Raw genomic sequence first — 25,237 nt, forward strand, 5'->3', positions numbered from 1 at the left:
GTTTGACATCGCCGGCAAAGGCGCGCAAGCCTTTGAACATACCTCTGGTTCCAGCCCCATTGGGCCACTGTTCATGCAACTTTACCTGCCTATTGCCGAGGTTTCGGTCGATGCCTTCCTGATCCTCGGCCTCGGCGGCATCGTCGGGTTCCTGTCGGGCATGTTCGGCGTGGGCGGCGGGTTCCTGATCACGCCCCTGCTGTTCTTCATCGGGGTGCCGCCAGCCGTTGCGGTGGCAACCGGCGCAAACCAGGTTGTCGCCTCCTCGGTGTCTGGCGTGCTGGCGCAGATGAAGCGCAAGGCCGTCGATTTCCGCATGGGAACGGTCCTCCTCGTGGGTGGCGTCATCGGTTCGGCTGTCGGCATCTGGGTGTTCCAATTGATGACCAAGGCCGGCCAGATCGACCTGTTCGTGCAGCTGTCCTACGTCCTGTTTCTGGGCCTGATCGGCGCGATGATGCTGCAGGAAAGCCTGCGCAGCCTTCTGCGCAGCCGCAACGTGAACGCCCCGATCCGTCGCGCGCATGTCCATTCCTGGGTCCACGGTCTGCCGCTGAAGATGAAGTTCCGCGCCTCGGGCCTCTACATCAGCGTGATCCCGCCGCTGATCGTGGGCGCACTCGTCGGCTTCCTCGCTGCGATCATGGGTGTCGGCGGTGGCTTCATCATGGTGCCGGCGATGATCTACCTGCTGGGGATGCCGACCAAGGTCGTGGTCGGCACATCGCTTTTCCAGATCATCTTCGTGACCGCCTTCACCACCGTGATGCACGCCGTCACCAACCAGTCGCTCGACATGTTGCTGGCACTCCTCCTCATCCTTGGCGGGGTGATCGGCGCGCAGATCGGCGCGCGGGTCGGGGTCCGGCTCAAGGCTGAACAGTTGCGCATCCTGCTGTCGCTTCTGGTGTTGGCGGTTTCGCTGCGCATCGCCTTCGACCTTCTGGTCACGCCGAACGAGCTTTACACCGTGACGGCGGGGCTCTTGCCATGATCCGCTGGCTGCTGCCGCTCTTGCTGCTGGCCTCTCCGGCACTGGCCGAGGAAAGCATCGTGTCCGGCCTCAGCCAGAACCGGGTGTCGATCACCGCCGATTTCGACGGGTCTGAGATCCTGATCTACGGCGCGGTCAAGCGCGAGGCACCGGTGCCGAAGGGTTCCCCGCTGCAGGTCATCGTCACCGTCGAAGGCCCCTCGACCCCGGTGATCGTGCGCCGCAAGGACCGTGTGGCCGGCATCTGGATCAACAACGCCGAAGTGCGGGTCGATTCCGCCCCCAGTTTCTACGCGGTCGCAACCACGGGGCCGCTGTCCGACATCCTCAGCGACACTGAAAACCTGCGCCACCGCGTCACCATCGAACGCGCGATCCGCGCCGTCGGCATCACCGGAGAGGCCGATCAGGCCGATGCCTTCGTGCAAGCCATGCTGCGGGTGCGCAGCAATGAAGACAGGTACCGCGTGCTGGAAGGCGCCGTGCAACTTACCGACGACACGCTCTTTCGCACCGATGTGGTGCTGCCCTCGAACCTGACCGAAGGCGAATACACCGTCCGGCTGTTTCTGTTGCGTGACGGCAAGGTGGTCGCCACGCAGGAACGCGTGATCCGTGTGCGCAAAGAGGGGCTGGAGCGTTTCATCTTCACGATGGCGCATGACCAGCCGCTGCTTTACGGGCTTTTGTCGCTGGTGCTGGCGGGGATCGCCGGGTGGGCCGCCTCGGCCGCCTTCCGGCTGATCCGCTAGGTCACGCCTCGGCCAGAAGCGCGCGCACGTCCAGCCGCCCGCTCGTCATCGACAGGCTTCCATCGGGGTTGCGCGGCCAATCCGCCTCTGGGCGGTCGCGGTAAAGTTCGACGCCATTGCCGTCCGGATCGGTCAGATACAGCGCCTCCGATACGCCATGATCCGACGCGCCGTCCAAAGGCCAGCCCGCCTCGACCAGCCGCTTCAAGACCTGCGCCAGCGACTTGCGGTTAGGGAACAGAAAGGCGGTGTGGTAAAGTCCGGTGTGGCCGGGGGGTGGCGGCGTCGCGCCGCGGCTTTCCCACGTATTCAGCCCGATGTGGTGGTGATAGCCCCCCGCCGACAGAAACGCAGCCTGCGTCCCGTAGCGTTGCGTGACTTCAAAGCCCAGAATGCCGGAATAGAAGGCAATCGCCCGGTCAAGTTCGGCCACCTTCAGATGCACGTGGCCGACGCGGGTTTCGGGATGGATGGTCATGGCAGATGCCTTTTTGCTTGCGTTCGCAAATGAACATAAGCGCAGGCTTGGTCGGCTTATACCCCATTGCGCGCACACGAGACGTGCAATGGGGGCAGGGTCACCCCTTCTTCTTGGCCAAACCGGCCTCCAGCGCCGCGATCCGCGCTTCCAGCGCCGCGTTTTCCTCGCGCGCCTTCTGCGCCATTGCGCGGGCGGCGTCGAATTCCTCGCGCGTCACGAAATCGCGGTCGGCCATCCAGCGGTCGATGAAGCCTTTCATCGCGGTTTCGGCTTCGGTCTTGGCGCCTTGGGCCACGCCCATGGCGTTGGTCATCAGTTGGCTCATGTCGTCGAAGAACTTGTTGGGGGCTTTCATGGCAGGCGTCCTTTGATGCTTGGGCTTTATATGGCCCGACCGGCGGGAATCACAAGTCAGCGGGCGACTTGTTGACATCGACCGGCGCGCCCGCGACAACCGGGCAACCTTCAGAAAGCCCGCCATGATCCCGTTTCCCGACATTTCCCCCGTGATCTTTTCGATCGAGGTGTTCGGCTTCACCCTCGCGCTGCGCTGGTATGCGCTGGCCTATATCGTCGGGCTGCTGATCGGCTGGCGTCTGGTCACCCGCGCGGTCAAGACGCCCGGCCTTTGGTCCGGACCCGCGCCGATGACGGCGGAACAGGTCGAACGCCTGCTGACCTGGGTGATCTTCGGGGTGATCCTCGGCGGGCGGGCCGGCTATGTGCTCTTTTACGACGACACGCCACTTCTGGCAGACCCGCTGCACATCCTGCGGGTGTGGGAAGGCGGCATGTCCTTCCACGGCGGTTTTGCCGGGGTGATCGTGGCCGGGCTGATCTTCTGCAAGCTTGAAAAGATTCCGCTTCTCCCCGCCGCCGACCTGATGGCCGTGGCAGCACCAACCGGCCTTTTCCTCGGACGGATCGCCAACTTCATCAATGCCGAGCTTTGGGGTCGTCCGACCGACCTGCCCTGGGGCGTGGCTTTTCCCGGCGAGGCGGCGCAGACCTGCGCAGGCGTCACGGGCCTTTGTGCCCGCCACCCCAGCCAGCTTTACGAAGCGCTGCTGGAAGGATTGATCCTTGGTACTGTCCTTCTCTGGCTTGGCTGGCGGCGCGGCTGGTTCAAGCTGCCGGGGCGGCTTTTGGGCGTATTCCTTCTTGGCTACGGCGTGGCGCGGTTTCTGGTCGAATTCGTGCGCCAGCCCGACGCCCAGTTTGTCAGCGAAGGCAATCCCCTCGGCCTTGCCTGGCACATCGGCGGATGGGGGCTAACGATGGGACAACTCCTGTCACTGCCCATGATCCTTGCCGGGCTCTGGTTCCTGGCCCGTGCCCGGCGCGCATGACCGCGCTTGGCGATATCCTGAAGGCCCGCATCGCTGCAACCGGGCCGATCACGCTGGCAGAATACATGGCAACCTGCTTGCAACACCCTCAGTTTGGCTACTACGCCACCCGCGATCCGTTCGGCGCGGCAGGCGATTTCACCACCGCACCCGAAATCAGCCAGATGTTCGGCGAGGTTCTGGGCCTTTGCCTTGCGCAATGCTGGCTTGACCAAGGTTCGCCCGCCCCGTTTGCACTGGCCGAGCTTGGGCCCGGTCGCGGCACCCTGATGGCTGACATCCTGCGGGCCACACGCAACGTGCCGGGGTTTCATGGCGCGGCGCAGGTGGTGCTTGTGGAAACCTCGCCCACCTTGCGCGCGGCACAGGCACAGCGACTTGCTGGCTGCACTCCGGTCTGGGTCGATACGGTGGATGATCTGCCGAACCTGCCCCTGTTCCTGATCGCAAACGAATTTTTCGACGCCCTGCCGATCGACCAGTTCCAGCGCGGCGAAACCGGCTGGCACATGCGGCTAGTTGGGCTTTCCGACGACGCCCTGCAATTCGGCCGCTCGCCTGCCCTGCCTGCCGAAGCGATCGACCCACGTTTCGCCGACGATCCGCCCGGCAGCATTGTCGAGGCAAGCCCCGCCTTGCCCGCCATTGCCGCCACCCTCGGTCAGCGCATCGCGGCCCGGGGCGGCGTGGCGCTGGTCATTGATTACGGTGGCTGGCGGTCAAAGGGCGACACGCTGCAAGCCGTGCGTCGGCATCAGCCCGATCACCCCCTCGCCCACCCCGGCGAGGCCGACCTGACCGCCCATGTCGACTTCGAGGCGCTCGCGCGTGCCACCGGCCTGCCGCGCAGCGGGCTGACCGATCAAGGCGCGCTTCTGAACCGGCTTGGTATCGCGCATCGGGCCGAACGGTTGGCGGCGGGGCTGACCGGCGATCGGCTGGAAACCCACCGCGCCGCACTTCACCGCTTGACCGACCCGCGTGAAATGGGTTCGCTCTTCAAAGCCATCGCTTTTCACGCCCCCGGCACGCCTGCCCCACCCGGTTTTGATCCTTCCCATGCTTGAGCCGATCACCAGCCCCGCTCTGACCGCCCGCCACGCGTTCTTCACCCGCAAGGGTGGTGCGTCTTCCGGCATCTTTGCCGGGTTGAACTGCGGCACCGGCTCCACCGACCAGTCCGAGGCTGTCGCGATCAACAGGGCGCGCACGGCCGAGGCGCTGGGCGTGTCTCCCGCCGCCTTGGTGACACTGCATCAGGTACATTCCGCCGATGTCGTCACCGTCACCGAACCGTTCGTAGACCGACCCCGCGCGGATGGCATGGTGACCGCGACGCCGGGGTTGATGCTCGCTGTGCTGACCGCCGATTGCCAGCCCGTGCTGTTCGAAGACCGTCAGGCCGGCGTCATCGGCGCGGCGCATGGTGGATGGCGCGGCACGCTGCTGGGTGTGCTGGAGGCCGTGGTCGACGCGATGGAAACCCTCGGCGCCGACCGAACGCGCATTACTGCGGTGATCGGTCCAACCATCAGCCAGGCCGCATACGAGGTTGGGCCAGACGTGTTTGAACAGGTCACCGACGACAACCGCGCAGCGACCCGCTTCTTTGCACAAGGCAAGGGCGACCGGCTGATGTTTGATCTGCCGTCCTACGGGCTTTACCGGCTGCGCGGCGCCGGTGTCGGTTACGCCGAATGGACGCGACATTGCACCTACAGCGATCCTGCACGGTTCTACTCCTACCGCCGCACCACGCATCTGGGCGAGGCGGATTACGGGCGGCTTCTGTCTGCGATTCGGCTTTAATCCACAACTTCCCGCGTCAAAAGCCCGCTTTGTTGCATCACTTGGCCCAATCACTGCCGCATTCGCCTGCCACCACTTGGCGCACGGCACACAATGACAACGGTGAGGGCGCATAAATGACACCGGAAAACCGGACCAAACGGCGTTGGCTGCAATCGGTTCTCAGCTCGGTCGACGAGTCGATCCCGGCACGCGAATTTCCGCGAGAAATCCGTCAGGAAATCCAACCGCGCCCGGTGACGAAGGGCTTTGCCCTGCGCATCAAGATGGCGACCCGGACGGCGACCGCCGCGCATTAACGCGCGTCAGGCGGTTTTCGCCAACCGCGCTTCCAGAACGTCGAACGGCAGACCAGGTTCGTCCTTCGCACAGCGGATAACGAGGCTGGTCTTAACATTTGCCACATGCTCTGCCTTCAGAAGCTGCTCAGTCAGAAAGCTCTGAAAACTGGAAAGATCCGGCGCCACGCATTTCAGGATGAAGTCGATCTCGCCGTTCAGCATGTGGCACTCGCGCACCAAGGGCCACGCGCGGCAGCGTGCCTCGAACCCCGCCAGATCGGCCTCGGCCTGGCTGTTCAATCGCACCATCGCGAACACCTGCACCTCGAACCCCAGTTCGCGCGCGTCGATATCGGCGTGATAGCCCTTGATGTAGCCCGCCTCTTCCAGCGTCCGCACCCGGCGCAGACACGGCGGGGCAGAGATACCCACGCGGCTGGCCAACTCCACGTTCGTCATCCGCCCATCGGCCTGAAGCTCCGCCAGAATCTGACGGTCGATCGGGTCGAGTTTGTGTCCGGGCATCGCTGTCTCCACTTGAAGATCAGGTCTTACTTTGCGGCGGGCCTTGGCGCAATAATATTTCAACCTTGCGCAAGATCATTCGCAAGCCATGTTGGTGCCGCAGGCCCGCACTGCAGGGGTTTCCGCTTCGCTGCCATATGACTATATCGGTAGCCCGAGACTCATGTTGGGGGCGATGATGGGCACTACACGGCACACACGGGTTCTGATCATCGGCTCCGGCCCGGCGGGCTACACTGCGGCTGTCTATTCCGCGCGCGCCATGCTGGAGCCCCTTCTGATCCAGGGCCTGCAACCCGGCGGCCAGCTTACCATCACGACCGAGGTGGAAAACTGGCCCGGCGATACACATGTCATGGGCCCCGACCTGATGGTGCGGATGCAAGCCCACGCCGAGGCGATGGGTGCCGAGGTGATCTCTGACTACATCACCAGCCTTGACCTCAAGCGCCGCCCGTTCGTGGCCACCGCCGACAGCGGCACCACCTACACCGCCGATGCCGTTATTCTCGCCACAGGCGCGCAGGCAAAATGGCTGGGCCTGCCGTCGGAGGAAAAGTTCAAGGGCTTCGGTGTTTCCGCCTGCGCCACCTGCGACGGGTTTTTCTACCGCGGCAAGGAGATCGTGGTTATCGGCGGCGGCAACACCGCTGTCGAAGAAGCGCTGTTCCTGACCAACTTCGCCTCCAAGGTCACGCTGGTTCATCGCCGCGATAGCCTGCGCGCCGAAAAGATCATGCAAGACCGTCTCTTCAAGCATCCCAAGGTCTCGGTCGTCTGGAACACTGAAGTCACCGAAATCCTTGGCGACGAAGCGCCTTTGGGCGTCACCGGCGTGCGCACCCGCAACGTGGTGACCGGGGCCGAGACGATCATTCCCTGCGCCGGCTTCTTCGTGGCTATCGGCCACGCCCCCGCCTCGGAACTGGTCAAGGACCAGTTGCCGCTGCATTCCGGCGGCTATGTCGAGGTGGAGCCGGGTTCTACCCGCACCGCCATTCCCGGCGTTTTTGCCGCGGGCGACCTGACCGACCACATCTACCGGCAGGCAGTCACCAGCGCCGGAATGGGCTGCATGGCGGCGCTTGATGCCGAGAAATTCCTTGCCGCGCAGGACGCAGACCTGAAGGCCGCCGAATAGACACTGTCTGCCGGCGCGCGAGGAACAACCACCCACGCGCCCGCAACCGCGCGGAACCATCGCCTTCACGGCGGGGGGAAACCGGCATTTCGGCCTTTTCTGACTGTTTAATTCCGGCAACCGCTTGAATCCCGCCCCAAAGCCGGGCTACGGACCCGCGCAAAAGCGGGCTGTTGCCCCTTATCCGAAAGGCCATTTCGCATGTCGCTGCCCAACCTCGTTCCGATCCCCGAGCTTTATGTCTCCGCCGACTCCGCCCAGAAGCTCAAGGTCGAAGCGGGCAACCTGCCGTCGTGGGATCTGACCGCGCGGCAGACCTGCGATCTGGAACTGCTCATGAACGGCGGGTTCAACCCGCTGAAGGGCTTCATGAGCGAGGCCGACTATTACGGCGTCGTCGCCACCATGCGCACCGCAGACGGCACGCTCTGGCCGATCCCGATCACGCTGGATGTCAGCGAGAAATTCGCCGAAACAATCGAACCGGGTCAGGACATCGCGCTGCGCGACGCCGAGGGCGTGATCCTTGCGATCCTGTCGGTCACCGACAAATGGAGCCCCGACAAGGCGCTCGAGGCGGAAAAGGTGTTCGGCGCCGATGACCTCGCGCATCCGGCGGTGAACTACCTGCACAACACGGCCGGAAAGGTCTACCTCGGCGGCCCGATCACCGGCATCCAGCAGCCCGTGCACTACGATTTCAAGGCCCGCCGCGACACCCCGAACGAACTGCGCGCCTTCTTTCGCAAGATGGGCTGGCGCCGCATCGTGGCGTTCCAGACCCGCAATCCTCTGCACCGCGCGCATCAGGAACTGACCTTCCGCGCCGCGCGCGAGGCTCAGGCGAACCTTCTGATCCACCCTGTCGTCGGCATGACGAAGCCCGGCGACGTCGATCACTTCACGCGCGTGCGCTGCTACGAAGCTGTGCTTGATCAATACCCGGCATCCACTACCCACCTGTCGCTTCTCAATCTGGCAATGCGGATGGCCGGCCCGCGCGAGGCGCTCTGGCACGCGATCATCCGCAAGAACCACGGGCTGACGCATTTCATCGTGGGGCGCGATCACGCCGGCCCTGGCAAGAACAGCCAAGGCAAGGATTTCTACGGCCCCTACGACGCGCAGGATCTGGTGCGCCAGCATCAGGCCGAAGTCGGCATTGAGATGCTCGATTTCAAACAGATGGTCTATGTGCAGGAAAAGGCGCAATATTACCCCGTGGACGAAGTCCCCGAAGGCTCTACCGTCCTTGACATTTCCGGCACCGAACTGCGCCGCCGCCTGCGCGAAGGGCTGGAAATCCCCGACTGGTTCAGCTTTCCGCAGGTTGTCAGCGAACTGCGCCGCACCTCGCCCGCGCGGTCAAACCAAGGCTTCACGGTCTTCTTCACCGGCCTGTCCGGTTCGGGCAAATCCACCATCGCCAACGCCCTCATGGTCAAGCTGATGGAGATGGGCGGCCGCCCCGTTACCCTTCTGGACGGTGATGTGGTGCGCAAGCACCTGTCCTCGGAACTTGGCTTCTCCAAGGAACACCGCGATCTCAACATCAAGCGCATCGGCTATGTGGCAAGCGAGATCACCAAGAACGGCGGCATCGCGATTTGCGCGCCCATCGCGCCCTACACCGCCACCCGCCGCGCCGTGCGCGAGATGATCGAAGCCTTCGGTGCCTTCATCGAGGTGCACGTCGCGACCAGCATCGAAGAATGCGAACGCCGCGACCGCAAGGGTCTCTACAAGCTGGCCCGTGAAGGCAAGATCAAGGAATTCACAGGGATTTCAGATCCCTACGAGGCGCCGACCCATGCCGAACTTGTGGTCGACACGCAGGATGTCGATGTCGACCATTGCGCCCATCAGGTGCTTCTGAAGCTGGAGCAGATGGGCCTGATCAAGGCTTGATCCCTGCGGCCGCAAACCAAAAGGCCCCGCATTGCCGGGGCCTTTTTTCGTTCAGTGAACGCTCATCGGCGCGAAGTCGTGTTCGCGCGCCAGATGGAAGGCAAGGTTCCGGTCAGCGACCAGCGCCAGTTGCCGGCCGTCGGCTCCGTGGACCGAATAGATCGTTTCCAGCCCGACAATCTGCTCGCGCACCTCGTCCGGCAGATCCGCCACGGCAATCGGGCGAACATAGACGATGCGGTCCGTGCCTTGCGGCAATCCGTGGAATGGCGTGTTCATTTCCGGTTTCCTTCCTTTTGGCCAGGCGTTCTAAGCCCGCCGTCTTTCGTTCCGATCCTGATCGTCTGAACCACCGTCTCGGGCACTGACCGCCGCAGGTCGATGTGCAGCAATCCGTGCTCCATCCCCGCCCCCGCGACCTCGACCCCGTCAGCCAGCACGAACGACCGCTGGAACGCACGCGCCGCGATGCCACGGTGCAGGAAGACCCGGTCCTCGCTGTCATCGGACTGCCGCCCGCGGATCACCAGCTGGCGGTCCTCCACCGTGATCGCAAGGTCTTCCTCGCGGAACCCGGCGACGGCCAGCGTGATGCGGTAAGCGTTGTCGGCGACAGCTTCGATGTTGAACGGCGGGTAGCCCTCGGCCCCCGATTTCGCGGTGCGCTCAACCAGCCGTTCCAGCTGTTCGAACCCCAGAAGGTAGGGATGCGCCCCAAAGCTCAGTTTCGTCATTCGGACATGTCCTTCAAAAGCGACAGTTCGGTCGCGGCCTCGGGTACGAGCACCGCTTGGCCTCAATATGGGGGGCGCAAAACACCGCTGCAAGTGGCGACACCCGCACCTGCGCAGCGATTTTGCGCCAGATTCCTTCCCGCGCGGCCAACTTTCCCTATATTGTCTACGACCTGACCTGACCGACTCGAGCCGATTCCATGAATGCCTCCAGCGAACTCAACTTTGAAGAAATGCTCCGCATCCGGCTGGAAGTGATGCGGCGCGAGCATCGTGATCTGGATGATGCAATCAGCGCGCTGGAACAGTCCGCGCGCCCCGACCAGTTCACCCTGCGCCGCCTGAAAAAGCAGAAGCTGGGCCTCAAGGACCAGATCGTGAAGATCGAAGATCAGCTCATCCCGGACATCATCGCCTGAACCTGCCGCCTTGCCCAAAGCGCCCGCCATCGTATAAGGCGAGGGCAGTTTCAGGGGGCTTGGCATGGTTCAGGTTGGTATCATCATGGGCAGCCAGTCTGACTGGCCGACGATGAAGGACGCGGCGCTTATGCTCGACGAACTTGGCATCGCCTACGAGACCAAGATCGTCAGCGCCCACCGCACCCCTGACCGGCTGTGGGAGTATGGCAAGACCGCCGCCGCGCGTGGCCTCAAGGTCATCATCGCGGGCGCTGGTGGTGCCGCGCATCTGCCGGGGATGATGGCGTCAAAGACCCGCATTCCGGTGGTTGGCGTCCCGGTGCAGACCAAAGCGCTGGCAGGTATCGATTCGCTCTATTCCATCCTTCAGATGCCCAAAGGCTACCCCGTCGCCACAATGGCCATCGGTGGCGCTGCCAACGCCGGGCTTATGGCCGCCGCGATCCTTGCAATCAGCGACCCAGCCCTTGCCGCACGTCTGGACGCCTGGCGCGACGCCCTCTCAGCCTCGATCCCCGACGAGCCCTCCGATGCTTGAACCCGGCGCAACCATCGGCATCCTCGGCGGCGGCCAGCTTGGCCGGATGCTGTCGGTCGCGGCCTCCCGCCTCGGCTTTCGCACCCACATCTATGAGCCCGGCGCCAACCCGCCAGCCGGTGACGTGGCGTACCACGTTACGACCGCCTCCTATGACGACCACGCGGCCCTCACCGCCTTCGCCGCGTCGGTCGACGTCATCACCTACGAATTCGAAAACGTACCCACTGCTGCGCTTGATCTGCTGGAGGCGGCGAAACCGATCCGCCCGAACCGCCGCGCATTGGCGATCAGCCAGGAACGGCTGGCCGAAAAGGATTTCCTGACCGGCCTCGGCCTGACCTGCGCGCCCTATGCTGCCGTAACCACCGCTGCCGATCTTGACGCGGCGCTGGCGCAGATCGGCACCCCAGCGATCCTGAAAACCACCCGCCTCGGCTACGACGGCAAGGGCCAGGCTCGCATCATGGCCCCCGCCGATGCCCCCGCTGCGCTGGAAGCGATGCTTGGCCAACCCGCCGTCCTCGAAGGCTTCATCGATTTCAGCCACGAAGTCTCGGTGATCGCCGCGCGTGGCCTCGACGGCTCGGTCGCCTGCTACGACCCCGGCGAAAACGTCCACAGCGACGGCATCCTGCGCACCACCACGATCCCCGCCCGCCTTTCGCCAAGCCAGCGCACCGACGCGGTGCTTCTGGCTGCGCGCATCCTGAACGCGCTCGATTATGTCGGCGTCATGGGAGTGGAGCTCTTCGTCACGCCCAAGGGCCTGATCGTCAACGAAATTGCTCCCCGCGTCCACAACTCCGGCCACTGGACGCAAGCGGGCTGCGCGGTGGACCAGTTCGAACAGCACATTCGCGCTGTCGTCGGCTGGCCGCTTGGTGACGGGTCGCGTTTTGCCGACGTGGTGATGGAAAACCTGATCGGCGACGATATCGCCCGCGTGCCCGCGCTCGCCCGCGAACGGAACGTCTCGATCCACCTTTACGGCAAAGGTGCCCCTCGCCCCGGCCGCAAGATGGGCCACGTCAACCGCATCATCCGCGGCATCTGATCCGCGCCGAAGGGCTGGACGGCGGGCGCGTTGCCGCTTACCTCTCATCCATCCGATCTAAGGGTTCCCGATGCCTGACCTGCCGCCCCTGACCCTGTATCTCGCCGCCCCGCGCGGCTTTTGCGCAGGCGTCGACCGCGCCATCAAGATCGTCGAAATGGCGATCGAGAAATGGGGCGCCCCGGTCTATGTCCGGCACGAAATCGTGCACAACAAGTTCGTCGTCGATGCCCTGCGCGCCAAGGGTGCGGTGTTTGTCGAAGAGCTTGACGATTGCCCCCCCGATCGCCCGGTGATCTTTTCCGCCCACGGCGTGCCAAAATCCGTCCCCGCCGAGGCTGCCCGGCGCCAGATGATCGCGGTTGATGCCACCTGCCCCCTTGTGACCAAGGTCCACAACGAGGCCGCCCGCCACCACGAATCCGGCACCCAGATGATCTACATCGGCCACGAAGGCCACCCCGAGACGGTCGGCACGATGGGCCAGCTTCCGCCGGGCGAGGTGCTGCTGGTCGAAACCGTGGCCGACGTGGCCACCCTTGTCGTGCGCGACCCCGCAAAACTGGCCTTCATCACGCAGACTACTCTTTCCGTCGATGACACTGCCGAAATCGCCGCTGCGCTGAAGGCCCGTTTCCCCCTGATCCACGCCCCCGCGCATGAAGACATCTGCTACGCCACCACCAATCGGCAGGCCGCCGTCAAGGCCGTCGCGCCCCGCATCGACGCGCTTCTAGTGATCGGCGCGCCCAATTCCTCCAACTCCAAGCGTCTGGTCGAGGTGGGCAGTGCCGCCGGTTGCGCCTATTCCATGCTGATCCAGCGCGCCGCCGACATCGACTGGCGCGCCCTGCACGGTGCCCGCGCCATCGGCCTGACCGCAGGCGCGTCGGCCCCCGAACTTCTGGTAAACGAGGTGATCGACGCCTTCCGCGACCGCTTTGCCCTCACGGTCGAAATCGTCGAAACCGCCGTCGAGGATATCGAATTCAAGGTGCCCCGCATCCTGCGCGAGGCGGTCGCCTGACCATGTCGGGGGATTTGCGGATCGGCGCCGAATGACCGGCCACGTCACCATGCCCCTTCGCAAACCCTCCCAGTCAAGCGGCGCGGCTTGCCTTGCCGTCCCGATATTGCCAAGACCGACGCCACGCGCGCCAAACGCCCTACCGTGCTTTTCACCCGAGTTGACCCCATGACTTCGATCCCCCGCGCGCCCCTGACCCTTGGCCTTCTTGGCCTGTTGCCGTTCCTTTGGTCGGCAGCCAGCCACCTGTCGCCTGCACTTGCCGGCTGGGCGCTGGGCTATGTCACCCCGATGTTCGTAGGCTCCTATGTCGGCCTCTCCTACGGCACGATCATCCTCTCGTTCATGTCCGGCGTCCTGTGGGGTTTTGCCGCCAAGGCAGAAGGGCCGCCCGCCGCAACCGGTTACGTCCTGTCTGTGATCCCCGCCCTCTGGGCCTTCTTCATGGTCACCGATTCCTCGCAGACCTCGCTTATCTTCCTTGCCGCCGGGTTTGCCGGCCTCCTCCTCCTCGACGCCTCCTTTGCTGCCCAAGGCCTTGCGCCCACATGGTGGATGCGCCTTCGCATCCTCCTCACCGCCATCGTCCTCGCCTGCCTCGCCACCCTGATCCTGACCTGACCGGAGCCTGAATGCCTGACCTTTTCGCCTATACCGACGGCGCCTGTTCCGGCAATCCCGGCCCCGGCGGCTGGGGTGTCCTCATGCTGGCGCGTGACGGTGGCGTGACCGTCAAGGAACGCGAACTGTCCGGCGGCGAGGGGCTGACCACCAACAACCGGATGGAGTTGATGGCCGCGATTTCCGCGCTCGAGGCTTTGGCGAAGCCCTCCACCATCACCATCGTCACCGACAGCGCCTATGTGAAGAACGGCATCACCGAATGGCTGGCGGGCTGGAAGCGCAAGGGCTGGCGCACTGCTGGCGGCGCGCCGGTCAAGAATGTCGAGCTTTGGCAACGGCTTGAGGCGGCTCAGGCCCGCCATTCCGTCACCTGGCGCTGGATCAAGGGCCACGCCGGCCATGCTGAAAACGAACGCGCCGATGCGCTCGCCCGCGCCGGGATGGCGCCGTTCAAATCCGGCGTAGGCGCGTGACGCTGCTCCACTTCCTTGATTACGCTGCCGTCGCGGTCTTTGCCGTGACCGGCGCTCTGGCGGCGTCCCGCTCTCAGCTTGATGTCGTAGGCTTCATCTTCATCGCCTGCCTCACCGCGGTTGGCGGCGGCACCATTCGTGACACGATCCTCGACCGCGATGTGTTCTGGGTCGCCGATCCAGTGAACCTCGCCGTTGCCAGCACCGTCGCGATTCTGGTGTTCTTGTCGGCACATCTTCTGGAAAGCCGCTACCGCGCGCTTTTGTGGATCGACGCATTGGCGCTTTCAGCCGCCGTGCCTGCGGGCGTGGCGGTTGCGCTCGCCGATGGACAGGGCTGGCCGATTGTCATCGTTATGGGCATGATCACCGGCTGCATGGGTGGATTGTTGCGCGATGTGGTCTGCAACGAGGTGCCGCTGGTCCTGAAACAGGGCGAGCTTTACGTGACCTGCGCCTTTGCCGGTGCCATCGCCGCCGTGGTGGCCGGTCTGGCGGGGGTGGAACCCGGCATCAGCCTTGGCCTCTGTGCGCTGACCGTGCTGATCCTGCGCGCAGGCAGTCTCGCGTTCGGCTGGCGGTTGCCCGTCTACCGGTCAGAGCCGCCAAAACCGGGCTCTCCGAAACGCTGACCGCAGGTTCAGGCTTGTTTCAAACCGAACAGTCGTTCACCATGCCCGAATGCCACGCACAAAACTCATCCCCGACGATACGGTCTTCACCACGCTGACCGCGCTTCTTGCCCAAGGCGGCGAAAAGGCGGTGTCCTTTGCAACCGTCGCCAAAGCCACCGGGCTTGCCGCCCCCACCCTTGTCCAACGGTTCAAGACAAGGGACGGCATGGTTAAGGCGGCCCGGATTGCGGCTTGGCAACGGGCCGAGGCTGCCGCTCTCGCAGCCATCAACGCAACCGCCGACAAGGGGCCGCAGGGCTTGCTGAAGGCGCTGGAGGCTACCTCGCCGCCGCGCCCCGATGCCGCCGACGCAGACCTCATGCGCTGCGCTGTGCGCTGGCGCGCAACCGTGGAATCCGCCCTGGCGCTGCGGTTCGGCGGCGGCGAAAAGGGCCGCGAGGCGGCAACTCTTCTCTTCGCCGCATGGCAGGGTCAGCTTGCCTGGCAACCGGCTGGTGGCAAGGGTTTCCGGCTCAAGGATGCCGTGCGCCGTCTTACTTGACGCCCGCCTTACCGTCTTACTTGACGTAGGTCTTCCACAGCCAGATCAGCAGCATCGCCCCCAGAAGCGCGCCGATGAACCCTGCCGCCCAGCCGGTCAGCATGATCAGCGCGCGCAGCACAAAGCCCCCGATCAGCGCACCGAACACGCCAATCGCCACCGTCGTCGGCACGTCCGTTTCCATCTTCATGATCCGCGTCGCCAGAAACCCGGCGGCGGCTCCAATTATCATCAGGGCTATGATCGGCATGGGCAGTCCCTCCCGTTGCCTGCTTCATATGGGGCGTTCACACCGGCTTGTGAATGGCACTCAGGAAAGATGCGGCGGCAGGGCGAAACCGCGCAGAAATTCGTCCGGCCCCATCGCCCGCTTCCCCTCGCGCTGGGCCAGCGTGATCTCCACCGCGCCTGACCCGCAGGCAATCACCAGCCCCCCCAGCACCTGCCCCGGCGCGCCACTTGCCTCAGCCAGCCGCGACCGTAACAGCTTCACCCGTTCGCCCGCCACCTCGCACCACGCGCCCGGAAACGGCGACAGGCCGCGGATCAGCCGGTCCACCTCCACCGCCGGCCTTGCCCAGTTTACCCGCGCCTCGGCCTTGTCGATCTTGGCCGCATAGGTCACGCCCTCGGCCGGTTGCGGCACCGCTGGCAGCGGCAACCGCTCCAGCGCCTCGACGATCAGCCGCGCGCCCATCGCGCTCAGCCTGTCGTGCAGGTCGGCGGTGGTCTCCTCCGGCCCGATCGGTGTAGCCTCGCGCAAGAGCACCGGCCCCGTATCCAGCCCCGCTTCCATCTGCATGATGCAGACACCGGTCTCGGTATCCCCCGCCATGATCGCCCGGTGGATCGGCGCCGCCCCCCGCCACCGCGGCAACAGCGAGGCGTGGATGTTCAGGCAGCCAAGCCGCGGCGCATCCAGCACCGCCTGCGGCAGGATCAGCCCGTACGCCACCACAACCGCCACGTCTGGCTGCAGCGCAGCGAAGTCTTGCTGCGCCGTTTCGCTGCGCAGCGAAACCGGATACCTCACCGGCAAACCCAGCACCTCGGCACGGGCTTGAACCGGACTAGGACGGTCGGCTTTGCCACGCCCTGCCGGCCGTGGCGGTTGGCAATATACTGCCACGATTTCATGCACTTGATGCAGCGCATCCAGCACCGGAACCGAAAACTCCGGCGTTCCCATGAAAACTATTTTCATTTTACCCGCCGCAGCTTTTCAGACCGCGCAATCAGCATCGTCCGCTTCAGGGGTGAGAGGTGGTCAAAATACATCTTGCCCGCCAGATGGTCGATCTGATGCTGCACCGACGTGGCCCACAGGTTGACGAAATCCCGCTCTTCGATCACGCCCTGATCGTTCAGGAACCGCACCGTCACCGCCCGCGGCCGCTTCACCACCGCCGACACATAAGGCAGGTTCGGGCTCGCCTCCTCATGCTCGCGCAACTGCACGCTGGCGTGCAGCACCTCGGGGTTGGCCATCCGCACTGCCTGCCCCCGCGTGTCGGAACAATCCACCACCGCCAGCCGCAAAGGCACCCCGATCTGCACTGCCGCGAGCCCGTATCCCGGCATCGCATCCATCACCTCGATCATGTCGGCCCAGTGCTGGCGCACGTCGTCGGTGATAGCCACGACATCCGCCGCCGGCGTGCGCAAAACCGGGTGCGGCCAAGGTAGGCACGTCTTCATGCCAACACCTTCGTCCGGTCTTCCGCGCTCAACCGGTCCAACGTCACGATCCCGTCCAGATGGTCCAGCTCGTGCTGGGCGCAGATCGCGGCAAAACCGTCCAGCACCGCCTCAACCCGATCACCCGAAAGGTCTGTCCATACAAGCCGTATAGACGCTGCCCGCTCCACGTCTGCCAGCACGCCGGGTATCGACAGGCACCCCTCCGGCCCCACGACGCGCGTCTCGGCCTGCCAGACCACCTCCGGGTCGATCAACACCATCGGCGTGCGCGGACCATCCTTCCACGTCACGTCCATCACAAAAATCCGCTGCAGAATACCAACTTGCGGCGCAGCAAGCCCGCGGCCGGGCGCTGCATACATCGTTTCCAGCATATCGGCCGCCAAGGCCCGCACCGCTGGCGTGACCGCACCCACCGGCGCGCAAGGCGTTGCCAGACGCGGGTCAGGCCATTGAACAATCGAAAGCAGCGGCATCGTCGTGACCTCCGTGGAACGTCCGTTCCATAGCGTCAAGCTCGGCACAAGTCACCCGATCTTACCACACCCGCACAGACGCGCGGGCAGACCGGCCCTCGGCGTCGATCACCGACAAGGTCACGAACCCCGTTCCCGGCAGCGTCAGCATCGTCTCCCGGTCGCGCAGCGCCACCGCCAGCGGCACGCCATCGGCCAGCCAAGTGAAGGGTGCCGTCCCGCCCTGCACCCGCACCTTCAGCCCTGCCGCCAACAACTCCACCTCCGCCCCATCAGGCGGAAAGGCCACCGCCGGCGCATCCACCGCCCCCGCGAACGCAGCGGACCGAGAGCGGAAGCGTTGCAACGGCACCGGCAGTTCCGCGTTCGACACCAGCAGTGTTGCCGCAGGTGCGGGCGGCTGCGGGTCCAGATCGCGCTTCAGCCGGTTGAAGGCTTGAAACAGCACCGGTGCGGCCACATCGGCCCCGAATGCCCCCGGAACCGGCGTGCCGTCCGCGCGCCCCATCCAGACGCCGATCACATGGCCGCCATCGAACCCGATCGCCCAGGCGTCACGGTGGCCATAGGAGGTGCCGGTCTTGTAGGCCAGCCGGTTCGACGGCGATCCCGGCGGTGGTGCCAGCCCCGCCAGAATGTCGCCCACCTGCCACGCCGCCACTGCCGACACCACGCGCTGCCCCTCCGCCCCCGTCCCGTCCTTCATATAGCTCAAGGGCCGGGCCACGCCGCCCCGCGCCAGCGCAGCGTAAAGCCCGACCATGTCTTCCAGCGTCACCCCCACCCCGCCCAGCGCAATCGCCAGCCCCGGCTGATCGCCCGGAAACACCGGTCGCATCCCCGCCTTTTCCATCCCCGAGATCAGCTTCGCCGGCCCCAGCGCCTCGGTCAGCGCCACCACCGGAATGTTCAGCGACATCTGCAACGCTTCACGCGCGCGGATCGTCCCGCGATAAAGCCGGTCAAAGTTCTGCGGCGCATAGGTGCCAAAGCGTGTCGGCCGGTCCTCCAGCATCGTCTCGGGGTGCGCCAGCCCCTCGTCAAACGCCAGCGCATAGACGAGCGGCTTCAGCGTCGATCCGGGCGATCGCAGCGCACGCGTCATGTCTACAAACCCTTGCCGTGCATCAGCCTGAAACCCCGCCGACCCGACCGAGGCGAGGATCTCACCCGACGCATGATCCGCCACCACGATTGCCACCTGCAACTCCGCCCCGCGCCCCTCCACCGCGTCGGCGGCCAGCGTCTCCAGCTTGCGTTGCAGGCTGCGGTCAATTGTCAGGTCCAGATGCCCTGCCAACGGGTTGGCCGCACGCGCCCGGTCAGCCAGATGCGGCGCAAGGGCCGGGAAGGGCTTGCGAATGCCCGGCACCCTTTCGCGCAAAGCGGCCTCCGCCTCGTCCTCCTCGATGACGCCCTCGCGCACCGCCCGCGCCAGAACCCGGTTCCGCGCCGCCTCAGCACGGTCGGCGGCCCGGTCGGGGCGGCGGCCTTCGGGGCTTTGCGGAATCGCCACCAACAACGCCTCCTCCGCCGGGGTCAGCCGTGACGGTTCCTTCCCGAAATACGAGATCGAGGCCGCGCGGACCCCTTCAAGGTTCCCCCCAAACGGCGCCAAGTACAGGTAAAGCTGCAAGATCTGCGCCTTCGTCAACCGCCGCTCCAGCGCCAGTGCCACCCGCATCTGCCGCAGCTTGCCCGCAACCTTGCCGGTCCCGCTTTCCTCCAGAAGCCGCGCCACCTGCATCGTCAGCGTCGACCCGCCCGACACCACCCGCCCATTCCACACCGCCTGTGCCACCGCCCGCAGCAAAGACCGCACATCAACGCCGGGGTGCTGGTAGAACCGCCTGTCCTCATAGGCAATCAGCATCGCCAGATAGCGCGCATCCACACGGTCCTCTGGCAAGGCCAACCGCCAGCGCCCATCGGCTACAGTATAGGCCCGCAGCAGGTCACCGTTGCGGTCGACCACCTCGACCGAGGTTTCCACCGTCAGGGGCGGCAGGACCGTGGCATCGATCCAAAGATCAAACCGATCGCGGCCATAGGCGCCCAGCCAAAGCACCACCAGCGCCGCGATGATCCAACGCGTCCGCATCAAGTGCTTCCCTTCCCCCTTCTGGGGGAGGGAGAGGCGGCCGCCCGCAACCGGCCAGACGCCCCCCACCCCCATCCCACGCGGGGGAGGGGAGGCACATATGCCCGGTCCCGCTTCCTCACGGCGCGATCGTCACCGTTCCCGCCTCGCTCCGCGCGCGGAAATCGGGGCGGTACATGTCCTCCACCGACGCCGCCGGATGATGGAACGTGCCGGGGCTAACCGCCCGTACCACATAGGCCAGCCGGAACGGCTGGTCTGACCTCCAGTCCACCGCCGTCAGGAACCGGTCCTGCCGGAACTCCGAATGCGTCACGTCCTGCAACGCATCCAGCCACGATAGTTCCGACGTCGCCCCCCCCGAGATCAGGTTCGGGTTGTCGATCTCGAACCCTGCCGGCAGCGGGTCGGCCACCATCAGCCGCGCCTCGCCATAGCCAAACGGCGTCACCTCCAGCACCGTCACCAACCGCGTCCCCGCCGTCACCGCATCAAGCGTCACCGGTTGCCCGTCCATCGTGTAGTAGGCCCGCGTGATGGCATATCCGTTGCCCCCCGCCGGCTCCGGCTCCGACGGCACGCCGTAAGTGGTGATCGTCAGCGTCGTATCGGCGCCGTCGTTCTTTACCACTACCGGCGTTACGGCACCCGCATCCAGCACCCGCACCAACGGCCCATCCGCAGGCTTGCCGTCGATGCTGATGCCGTCCGCCCCGCTCCGGTCGATCAGCGCGTTCGCCGCCAAAAGCGCCCATGTCGCCTCCTGCGTCGACAGGTTCGCGCCCGAGGTGGCGATCCGGTCGGTCAGCGCCTCACGGTCCACCGCCTTCGATCCCGCCTCTACCGCCAGCGTCAGAAGCGCCGCCGCATCGCGGTAACGCGTGCCATAGTCAACGCGCCAGATCTGTTCCGTCTCCGGCCCGGCCAGGGAATCCATCTTGGCGGCTGCCTTGCGGAACATAGTGTCCGCCCGCACCTGATCGCCATAAGACGCCAGCGCCGCGCCCAACTGCGCCTGCGCGATGGGGGTCGAGAACGCATCGCCCTTCACATCGGCGTAGTAGCGAAGGTCACCCACCGCCGCCGCCCCTTCCCGCGCCAAGACCATCAGCGCATAGGCCAGCGCCTCGCCCCCGCCATTCGTCTCCTCGCTGAAGTCGGGCGCGTAATTCACCTGATTGCGCAGGTTCGCCAAAGCGTTGCGCAGCGCCAGATCCGGCACCGCGTAGCCTTGCGCCTTGGCCCGGCTCAGGAAATCGGTGACATAGGCGTCCAGCCAGAAATCCCCATTCCCCGGCCCCCACAGGCCGAACCCACCCTCCGCCGACTGGTTGGCGAGGATCTCCACCACCGCCTCGTCGATCCGGGTCTGGATGTTTTCGGCCCCCTTCAGGTCCATCACCCGCGCCACCTCGTCGAAATACAGAAGCGGCAGCGCACGGCTCGTCATCTGTTCGGTGCAGCCGTAAGGATAGCGGTCCAACGCGGCCAGAAGCCCCGGCGCATTCAACCGAGCCAAGGGCCCGACCGCCATCGTGGCCTTGCCCGATCCCGCCACCAACCCGGCAAACACATCGCCATCGAAGGTGAAGCTTTGCCCCTTCGCCAGATCCAGCCGCGACACCCGCGCAACCTCCGGGTCGTTCACCTGCACCGGCAGGCTCAGCGTCTTGCGCAACACCTTACCGTCCGGCGTGGTCAGGCTGACGTCGATCGTCTGCACGCCAACCGCGCCCGCCGTCACCGGCACCTCGAACACCGCCTTCGCCTTGTCGCCCAGATCAAACCCCGACGGCACCGCACCCAGCGTCACTCCGTTCGCCACCACGTCCAGCCCCATCCGCCCCGAAGGCCCGGTGGCATGCACCACCTCCAGCAAGAGCCGCGAGGTATCGCCCGGCGACATGAAGCGCGGCAGGCTGGCCGTCACCACCACCGGATCGCGCACCAGCACGTCCGCCGAGGCCTGCCCGACCCCGGTCTTCGACCATGCCACCGCCATCACCTTCACCGTCCCGTTGAACGACGGCAGGTCGAACGACGCCCGCGCATAGCCATCCGCACCCACCGCGACCGGCCCGGTGAAATAGGCGACCAACTCCTCTGTCGGCGGCGGCGCTTGCAACCGCGCTTGCGCACCCGCGTCACCGCCCGAGCGCACCGTGCCTTCTGCCCCGTTCAGCCCGTCGATCAACCGCCCGTAGATATCACGGATACCGACGCCCAGCTTCCGTTGCCCGAAGAAATGCCCCTGCGGATCGGGCGCCTTGAAGCCGGTCAGGTTCAGGATACCCACATCGACCGCCGCAATCGTCACATAGGCCGTCTCGCCCGCAGCCACGCCCTCGACTTTCACCGCCACGTCCAGCGGCCCGCGCGGTGCCGCCTCCGCAGCCACCTCCACCGTCGCTTTCAGCGCCCGCGCACCCGGATCAATACTGGCATGGGTCAGCCCCAGCGCCCGCGCCGGGTTTCGCCCCGCCGCCACATCCATCGGACGCAGGACCGAGGCCGTGACATAGACCCCCGCGCCCCATTCATCTGTCACCGGCAACTGGATCAGGTTTTCGCCTTCCTTGACCTCGATCGCCTGCATCGCCACCAGCCGGTTCGACAGTACCGACACCAAGGCCGTCCCCGCGGCACGCGGAACGATCCGCAGCGTCGCGGTATCGCCCGGCTTGTAGGCAGGCTTGTCCAGCGACAGCTCCAGCGTATCCGGCGTCGAGGTCGTATCCGCAGGCGCGTACCAGCCCGCAAAGAACGACACCGACGTCGCCGCCCGCCCGCCATCGGCACGCTCGACCAGCAACTCATATTCGCCCCACGTCACGGGTGCTGAAATCTCTACCGCCTGCGCTCCGGTCTGCGCCTCGCCCTCCGCCACGACCGCGCGGGTCACGACCGGCTCCCAGCTCCAGTTGCCAAAGCTTTGATACCACTGATAGTCCCGCTCGATCCGCGTGACTTGCCACTTGACGGGCAGGGCCACCGCCGCCTCGGCCGTGTCTACCGCAACGACCTGAAACCGCGCCTCTGCCCCCTCGCCCACCACGCCGTCGAACAGGGGCTTCACCCCCAGCATAGGCTCCGCTGGCACCAGACGCTTCGTGACCTCGCGCTCCACCGGGCGGCCCGATCCTTCGGCCACCCGCACCGTCACGCGCGCCTCCAAAGGCCGCGCCGGGTCTTCGACGGCAGGCAGCGTCACCGGCAGGATCGCCATCCCTGCCTCATCCGTCGCGCCGCCCTCCAGCGCCTCCATCACCGCGTTGAACGGCTGGTCATGGCGCCCGAAGACATAGCCCGGAAACGCCGGCAACCCTTCGGCGGCGCGCAGCAGAACCTCGCCCTCTATCGCAAGCCCCGCTCCCGGCGCACCGAACAGATACTTCGCCGTGACCGTCAGGTCCGCCCCGCCGCCCAGCGCCATCGGCTGGTCCCCAAGCGTCAGGTCAAAGTCGATCCGCTCCGGCAGGAAATCCTCAACGAGGAAGGTCTTGGCCGCCAAGGGTGCCGCCTCAAGATCGGCCAGCACTTCCAGCCGCCAGACCCCACGCGGCGCCGACCCCGCGACCGGCATCGCAAACACATGCCCGCCCGCGCCCGCATCCTCGACCAACTGCCGCGAATACTCCACGCCATCCGGCCGCTTCAGGATCGCCGTCAAAGGCAGCCCCTCCACCGCCGCCGCCTGCGGATCACGCGCCAGCGCGGTCGCATAAACCGTCTCGCCCGCACGGTAAGCACCCCGGTCGGTGGTCAGGAACACATCCACCGGCGGCGCCGCCTCGCGCCCCTCCACCCCACGGTCGGACAGATCGAACTCCGGGTCGGTCAGCGACAGAAAGGCAATGTCCGCCTCGCCATCCTTCACCACCACCATCGCAGGCGCAGCCCCGCCCGTGCCGCGCTTCAGGCCCGCATCGAACCGCGCATAACCCATGTCATCGGTCTTGGCCGTCCCAAGCACCACATTGGCCCGGTTCAACAGCTCCACCGAAACACCCGCCTTCGCCCCCGCCGTCCCCAGACTGCGCACGAACACATGCAAGCCATCAACGCCCGACATCGTGGTCACGCCAAGGTCAGACACGACGAACCACTGCCACCCCGCCGGCACCACGTAAGGGTCCACCCCCGGCACCGCCGCCTTCAGCGCGTAAATCCCCGCCGGCATGTCCTTCAGCGCCTCGCCCAAAGGCAGCCGCGTCGTCACGTCCTTGTTCACTTCAAGCCCGACGGTGGCAGAGCCTTTCCATATCTCCTCTCCCACCGTGTCGCTAAACATCGCTTCCGAATATTCCTGCATCGGCGAACCGAAATACATGTCCTGAACCGACCGCAGAAGGTTTCGGTCCGTCACCCGGAACAGCGTCAGGTTCAGCTTGTCGGTGTTCACCGTCTCGACCGGAAGCGCCGCCTCGCCCGCTTTCGGCAGCACATAGCCCCGCCCCGCAAAGCGCACGCCTGGGTTCCGGTCGCGCACGTATTGCGTAATGTCGACCGATTTCGCCATTGTCTGCCCATCCGCCGCAGGCAGCCCCTCACGGAAGGTGATGCTGTAACGCGACCCATGCTGCAAACCCGTTACGCACAACTGGCGATAGCCGCCGTTCTCCACCGCCATCCCGGCCTCGGGTAGCTGCACAAAGGTCGAATAATCCACCCCCGCCGCCACCAGATCTTCGGAAAACGTCGCGCACAGCCTTGGCCGCGCCAGATCGCTTTGCACCGTGTTCTCGATGATGCGGAAGCCGTATTTCCCGATCGCATCGTCCAAAAGCCGCGCGGTGTCGTCTCTCGGCTGCAACGATTGCGCCAGCCGCAGCGCCGAAACCGTGTCGCGCCCCCGGCCCAACCGTTCCAGCGCGTCGCCCATCAGCACCAGAACCGTGTGCCGCAGGCCCGGGTTTTCCGCCCGCAGATAGGCGTTCACCGCCGAGGGAAACGATTGCCCCAAGAAGAAGCCCGCGTTCTCGATGTTGGTCTTTCCCGCCTCCAACTGCCGCCGCGCAAATTCCGCCCATGTCGCCGCATCGTCGGTCAGGTTCAACGCGGCCCCGGTGAACGCCGCCGCCTGTACCCAATCGCCCCGCGCCTCGGCCTCGCTCGCGGCCTGCAGATGTTCCTCCGCCGTCCAGGGCCCCGTCGTGTGCTGGCGGCCAAGCCCCACCGCCACGTCATACGCCGCCTGCACATCCCAATCAGGCAAAAACGCCAGTTCCGCCCGCCGCTCCGCCGCCGATGCGCGCAAGCTCGCGTCTGCCTCGATCACGAAGGCCGAATAGGCGCCCTGAAAGAACGTGCCCTCCCCCGGCCCGTTCTTCACGAAACACGATCCGTTGCGCGTGTTGAAGGTGAACGCCGTACAGCGCGCGTTGGTCAGACAGGCCCGTTCGCAAGCGTCGATGGTGGTATCGAAGACCGACGCGATATCGCCCCCCGGCAGGTCCTGATCCTGCGTCACGACCACCCGCCGCTCGGGGATCAGATCCTGCGCAGCCGACAGTCCGGGCGAAAGCAGCACCGCCATAGACACCAGAATCGCCGCAAATCTGCGCATCGTCATGACTCCCGTTTGAATTGTGCGAAGTGTCGCAGGCCCGGAATGGGCTGGCAAGAACGACGGCACCCGAATGGCGTTAAGTCTTGGTTCACTTTGATG

27 protein-coding genes are annotated in these 25,237 nt (G+C 65.5%); 16 read left to right on the forward strand and 11 right to left on the reverse strand.

Going from position 1 to position 25,237, the window contains the following annotated elements; all coding sequences use genetic code 11:
* Positions 1-73 precede the first annotated feature (73 nt).
* Positions 74-994 carry a sulfite exporter TauE/SafE family protein gene (locus ACROUL_RS19075; RefSeq protein ID WP_431301008.1) on the forward strand — a complete coding sequence of 307 codons (921 nt, stop codon included), beginning with the start codon at positions 74-76 and terminating at the stop codon, positions 992-994.
* Positions 991-1,746, forward strand: coding sequence for a TIGR02186 family protein (locus tag ACROUL_RS19080; RefSeq protein WP_431301009.1), 756 nt, complete (start codon positions 991-993; stop codon positions 1,744-1,746). The genes ACROUL_RS19075 and ACROUL_RS19080 overlap by 4 nt, the downstream gene beginning before the upstream one ends.
* 1 nt (position 1,747) lies before the next feature.
* Here the strand turns inward: ACROUL_RS19080 and ACROUL_RS19085 are convergent, their stop codons facing one another.
* Together ACROUL_RS19085 and ACROUL_RS19090 are read right to left on the reverse strand one after the other, a co-directional pair.
* Positions 1,748-2,224 carry a VOC family protein gene (locus ACROUL_RS19085; RefSeq protein WP_431301010.1) on the reverse strand — a complete coding sequence of 159 codons (477 nt, stop codon included), beginning with the start codon at positions 2,222-2,224 and terminating at the stop codon, positions 1,748-1,750.
* Between the two features lie 100 nt (positions 2,225-2,324).
* A complete protein-coding gene (locus tag ACROUL_RS19090) occupies positions 2,325-2,582 on the reverse strand; it encodes an accessory factor UbiK family protein (RefSeq protein ID WP_305571043.1) in 258 nt (85 codons plus the stop codon).
* Between the two features lie 124 nt (positions 2,583-2,706).
* On the opposite strand from ACROUL_RS19090, the gene lgt reads away from it, so the two are divergent.
* The 4 genes from lgt to ACROUL_RS19110 all read left to right on the forward strand — a co-directional run bounded on the left by lgt (position 2,707) and on the right by ACROUL_RS19110 (position 5,684).
* Positions 2,707-3,576, forward strand: a complete 870-nt coding sequence (gene lgt / locus ACROUL_RS19095) for a prolipoprotein diacylglyceryl transferase (protein ID WP_431301011.1) — start codon at positions 2,707-2,709, stop codon at positions 3,574-3,576.
* Positions 3,573-4,643, forward strand: a complete 1,071-nt coding sequence (locus ACROUL_RS19100; RefSeq protein WP_431301012.1) for a class I SAM-dependent methyltransferase — start codon at positions 3,573-3,575, stop codon at positions 4,641-4,643. Before lgt ends, ACROUL_RS19100 begins: the two co-directional genes overlap by 4 nt.
* Positions 4,636-5,385, forward strand: coding sequence for a peptidoglycan editing factor PgeF (pgeF, locus tag ACROUL_RS19105; protein WP_431301013.1), 750 nt, complete (start codon positions 4,636-4,638; stop codon positions 5,383-5,385). The genes ACROUL_RS19100 and pgeF overlap by 8 nt, the downstream gene beginning before the upstream one ends.
* A gap of 116 nt (positions 5,386-5,501) precedes the next feature.
* Complete coding sequence (locus tag ACROUL_RS19110; RefSeq protein WP_431301014.1) at positions 5,502-5,684, forward strand: hypothetical protein; 183 nt, start codon at positions 5,502-5,504, stop codon at positions 5,682-5,684.
* Between the two features lie 6 nt (positions 5,685-5,690).
* Here ACROUL_RS19110 and ACROUL_RS19115 read toward each other — a convergent pair whose 3' ends face one another.
* Entirely contained in the window at positions 5,691-6,191 is a 501-nt protein-coding gene (locus tag ACROUL_RS19115) for an Lrp/AsnC family transcriptional regulator (protein ID WP_305571035.1), read from the reverse strand.
* Between the two features lie 178 nt (positions 6,192-6,369).
* Between ACROUL_RS19115 and trxB the strand changes: the two genes are divergently transcribed.
* Both trxB and ACROUL_RS19125 read left to right on the forward strand, forming a co-directional pair.
* Positions 6,370-7,332 (forward strand): thioredoxin-disulfide reductase, encoded by a 963-nt coding sequence (trxB, locus tag ACROUL_RS19120; RefSeq protein ID WP_431301015.1) that lies wholly within the window; start codon positions 6,370-6,372, stop codon positions 7,330-7,332.
* 201 nt (positions 7,333-7,533) lie between these two features.
* On the forward strand, positions 7,534-9,240 hold the full coding sequence (locus ACROUL_RS19125) for a bifunctional sulfate adenylyltransferase/adenylylsulfate kinase (protein WP_431301016.1): 1,707 nt from the start codon (positions 7,534-7,536) through the stop codon (positions 9,238-9,240).
* 51 nt (positions 9,241-9,291) lie between these two features.
* On the opposite strand, the gene ACROUL_RS19130 is transcribed toward ACROUL_RS19125, so the two are convergent.
* On the reverse strand, positions 9,292-9,519 hold the full coding sequence (locus ACROUL_RS19130; RefSeq protein ID WP_431301017.1) for a DUF1150 family protein: 228 nt from the start codon (positions 9,517-9,519) through the stop codon (positions 9,292-9,294).
* Positions 9,516-9,974 (reverse strand): Hsp20 family protein, encoded by a 459-nt coding sequence (locus tag ACROUL_RS19135; RefSeq protein ID WP_431301018.1) that lies wholly within the window; start codon positions 9,972-9,974, stop codon positions 9,516-9,518. The genes ACROUL_RS19130 and ACROUL_RS19135 overlap by 4 nt, the downstream gene beginning before the upstream one ends.
* 200 nt (positions 9,975-10,174) lie before the next feature.
* On the opposite strand from ACROUL_RS19135, the gene ACROUL_RS19140 reads away from it, so the two are divergent.
* The 8 genes from ACROUL_RS19140 to ACROUL_RS19175 all read left to right on the forward strand — a co-directional run bounded on the left by ACROUL_RS19140 (position 10,175) and on the right by ACROUL_RS19175 (position 15,291).
* The gene (locus ACROUL_RS19140; protein ID WP_305571023.1) at positions 10,175-10,393 is read left to right on the forward strand and encodes a YdcH family protein; all 219 of its coding nucleotides are present in this window, start codon (positions 10,175-10,177) and stop codon (positions 10,391-10,393) included.
* 64 nt (positions 10,394-10,457) lie between these two features.
* Positions 10,458-10,934 (forward strand): 5-(carboxyamino)imidazole ribonucleotide mutase, encoded by a 477-nt coding sequence (gene purE, locus ACROUL_RS19145; protein ID WP_431301019.1) that lies wholly within the window; start codon positions 10,458-10,460, stop codon positions 10,932-10,934.
* The gene (locus tag ACROUL_RS19150) at positions 10,927-11,991 is read left to right on the forward strand and encodes a 5-(carboxyamino)imidazole ribonucleotide synthase (RefSeq protein WP_431301020.1); all 1,065 of its coding nucleotides are present in this window, start codon (positions 10,927-10,929) and stop codon (positions 11,989-11,991) included. The genes purE and ACROUL_RS19150 overlap by 8 nt, the downstream gene beginning before the upstream one ends.
* A gap of 70 nt (positions 11,992-12,061) precedes the next feature.
* A complete protein-coding gene (gene ispH, locus ACROUL_RS19155) occupies positions 12,062-13,018 on the forward strand; it encodes a 4-hydroxy-3-methylbut-2-enyl diphosphate reductase (protein ID WP_431301021.1) in 957 nt (318 codons plus the stop codon).
* A gap of 168 nt (positions 13,019-13,186) precedes the next feature.
* Complete coding sequence (locus ACROUL_RS19160; RefSeq protein ID WP_431301022.1) at positions 13,187-13,639, forward strand: DUF3429 domain-containing protein; 453 nt, start codon at positions 13,187-13,189, stop codon at positions 13,637-13,639.
* Between the two features lie 11 nt (positions 13,640-13,650).
* The gene (gene rnhA, locus ACROUL_RS19165) at positions 13,651-14,115 is read left to right on the forward strand and encodes a ribonuclease HI (RefSeq protein ID WP_431301023.1); all 465 of its coding nucleotides are present in this window, start codon (positions 13,651-13,653) and stop codon (positions 14,113-14,115) included.
* On the forward strand, positions 14,112-14,747 hold the full coding sequence (locus tag ACROUL_RS19170; protein ID WP_431301024.1) for a trimeric intracellular cation channel family protein: 636 nt from the start codon (positions 14,112-14,114) through the stop codon (positions 14,745-14,747). Before rnhA ends, ACROUL_RS19170 begins: the two co-directional genes overlap by 4 nt.
* 49 nt (positions 14,748-14,796) lie before the next feature.
* On the forward strand, positions 14,797-15,291 hold the full coding sequence (locus ACROUL_RS19175; RefSeq protein ID WP_431301025.1) for a TetR family transcriptional regulator: 495 nt from the start codon (positions 14,797-14,799) through the stop codon (positions 15,289-15,291).
* 16 nt (positions 15,292-15,307) lie between these two features.
* On the opposite strand, the gene ACROUL_RS19180 is transcribed toward ACROUL_RS19175, so the two are convergent.
* From ACROUL_RS19180 to ACROUL_RS19205, 6 genes are all read right to left on the reverse strand, one after another.
* Positions 15,308-15,541, reverse strand: a complete 234-nt coding sequence (locus ACROUL_RS19180; protein WP_431301026.1) for a GlsB/YeaQ/YmgE family stress response membrane protein — start codon at positions 15,539-15,541, stop codon at positions 15,308-15,310.
* A gap of 60 nt (positions 15,542-15,601) precedes the next feature.
* Entirely contained in the window at positions 15,602-16,495 is an 894-nt protein-coding gene (gene fmt / locus ACROUL_RS19185) for a methionyl-tRNA formyltransferase (protein ID WP_431301027.1), read from the reverse strand.
* Positions 16,492-16,989, reverse strand: coding sequence for a peptide deformylase (gene def / locus ACROUL_RS19190; RefSeq protein WP_431301028.1), 498 nt, complete (start codon positions 16,987-16,989; stop codon positions 16,492-16,494). Before def (ACROUL_RS19190) ends, fmt begins: the two co-directional genes overlap by 4 nt.
* Positions 16,986-17,468 (reverse strand): peptide deformylase, encoded by a 483-nt coding sequence (gene def / locus ACROUL_RS19195; RefSeq protein ID WP_431301029.1) that lies wholly within the window; start codon positions 17,466-17,468, stop codon positions 16,986-16,988. Before def (ACROUL_RS19195) ends, def (ACROUL_RS19190) begins: the two co-directional genes overlap by 4 nt.
* Before the next feature lie 61 nt (positions 17,469-17,529).
* Positions 17,530-19,572: a penicillin-binding protein 1C gene (gene pbpC / locus ACROUL_RS19200; protein WP_431301030.1), complete on the reverse strand. Its 2,043-nt coding sequence runs from the start codon at positions 19,570-19,572 to the stop codon at positions 17,530-17,532.
* Positions 19,573-19,687: 115 nt separating this feature from the next.
* Complete coding sequence (locus ACROUL_RS19205) at positions 19,688-25,135, reverse strand: alpha-2-macroglobulin family protein (RefSeq protein WP_431301031.1); 5,448 nt, start codon at positions 25,133-25,135, stop codon at positions 19,688-19,690.
* Between the last annotated feature and the right edge of the window lie 102 nt (positions 25,136-25,237).

The organism is Tabrizicola sp. BL-A-41-H6, from assembly GCF_050632395.1.
In the GTDB taxonomy this organism is placed as follows: domain Bacteria; phylum Pseudomonadota; class Alphaproteobacteria; order Rhodobacterales; family Rhodobacteraceae; genus JAUYQR01.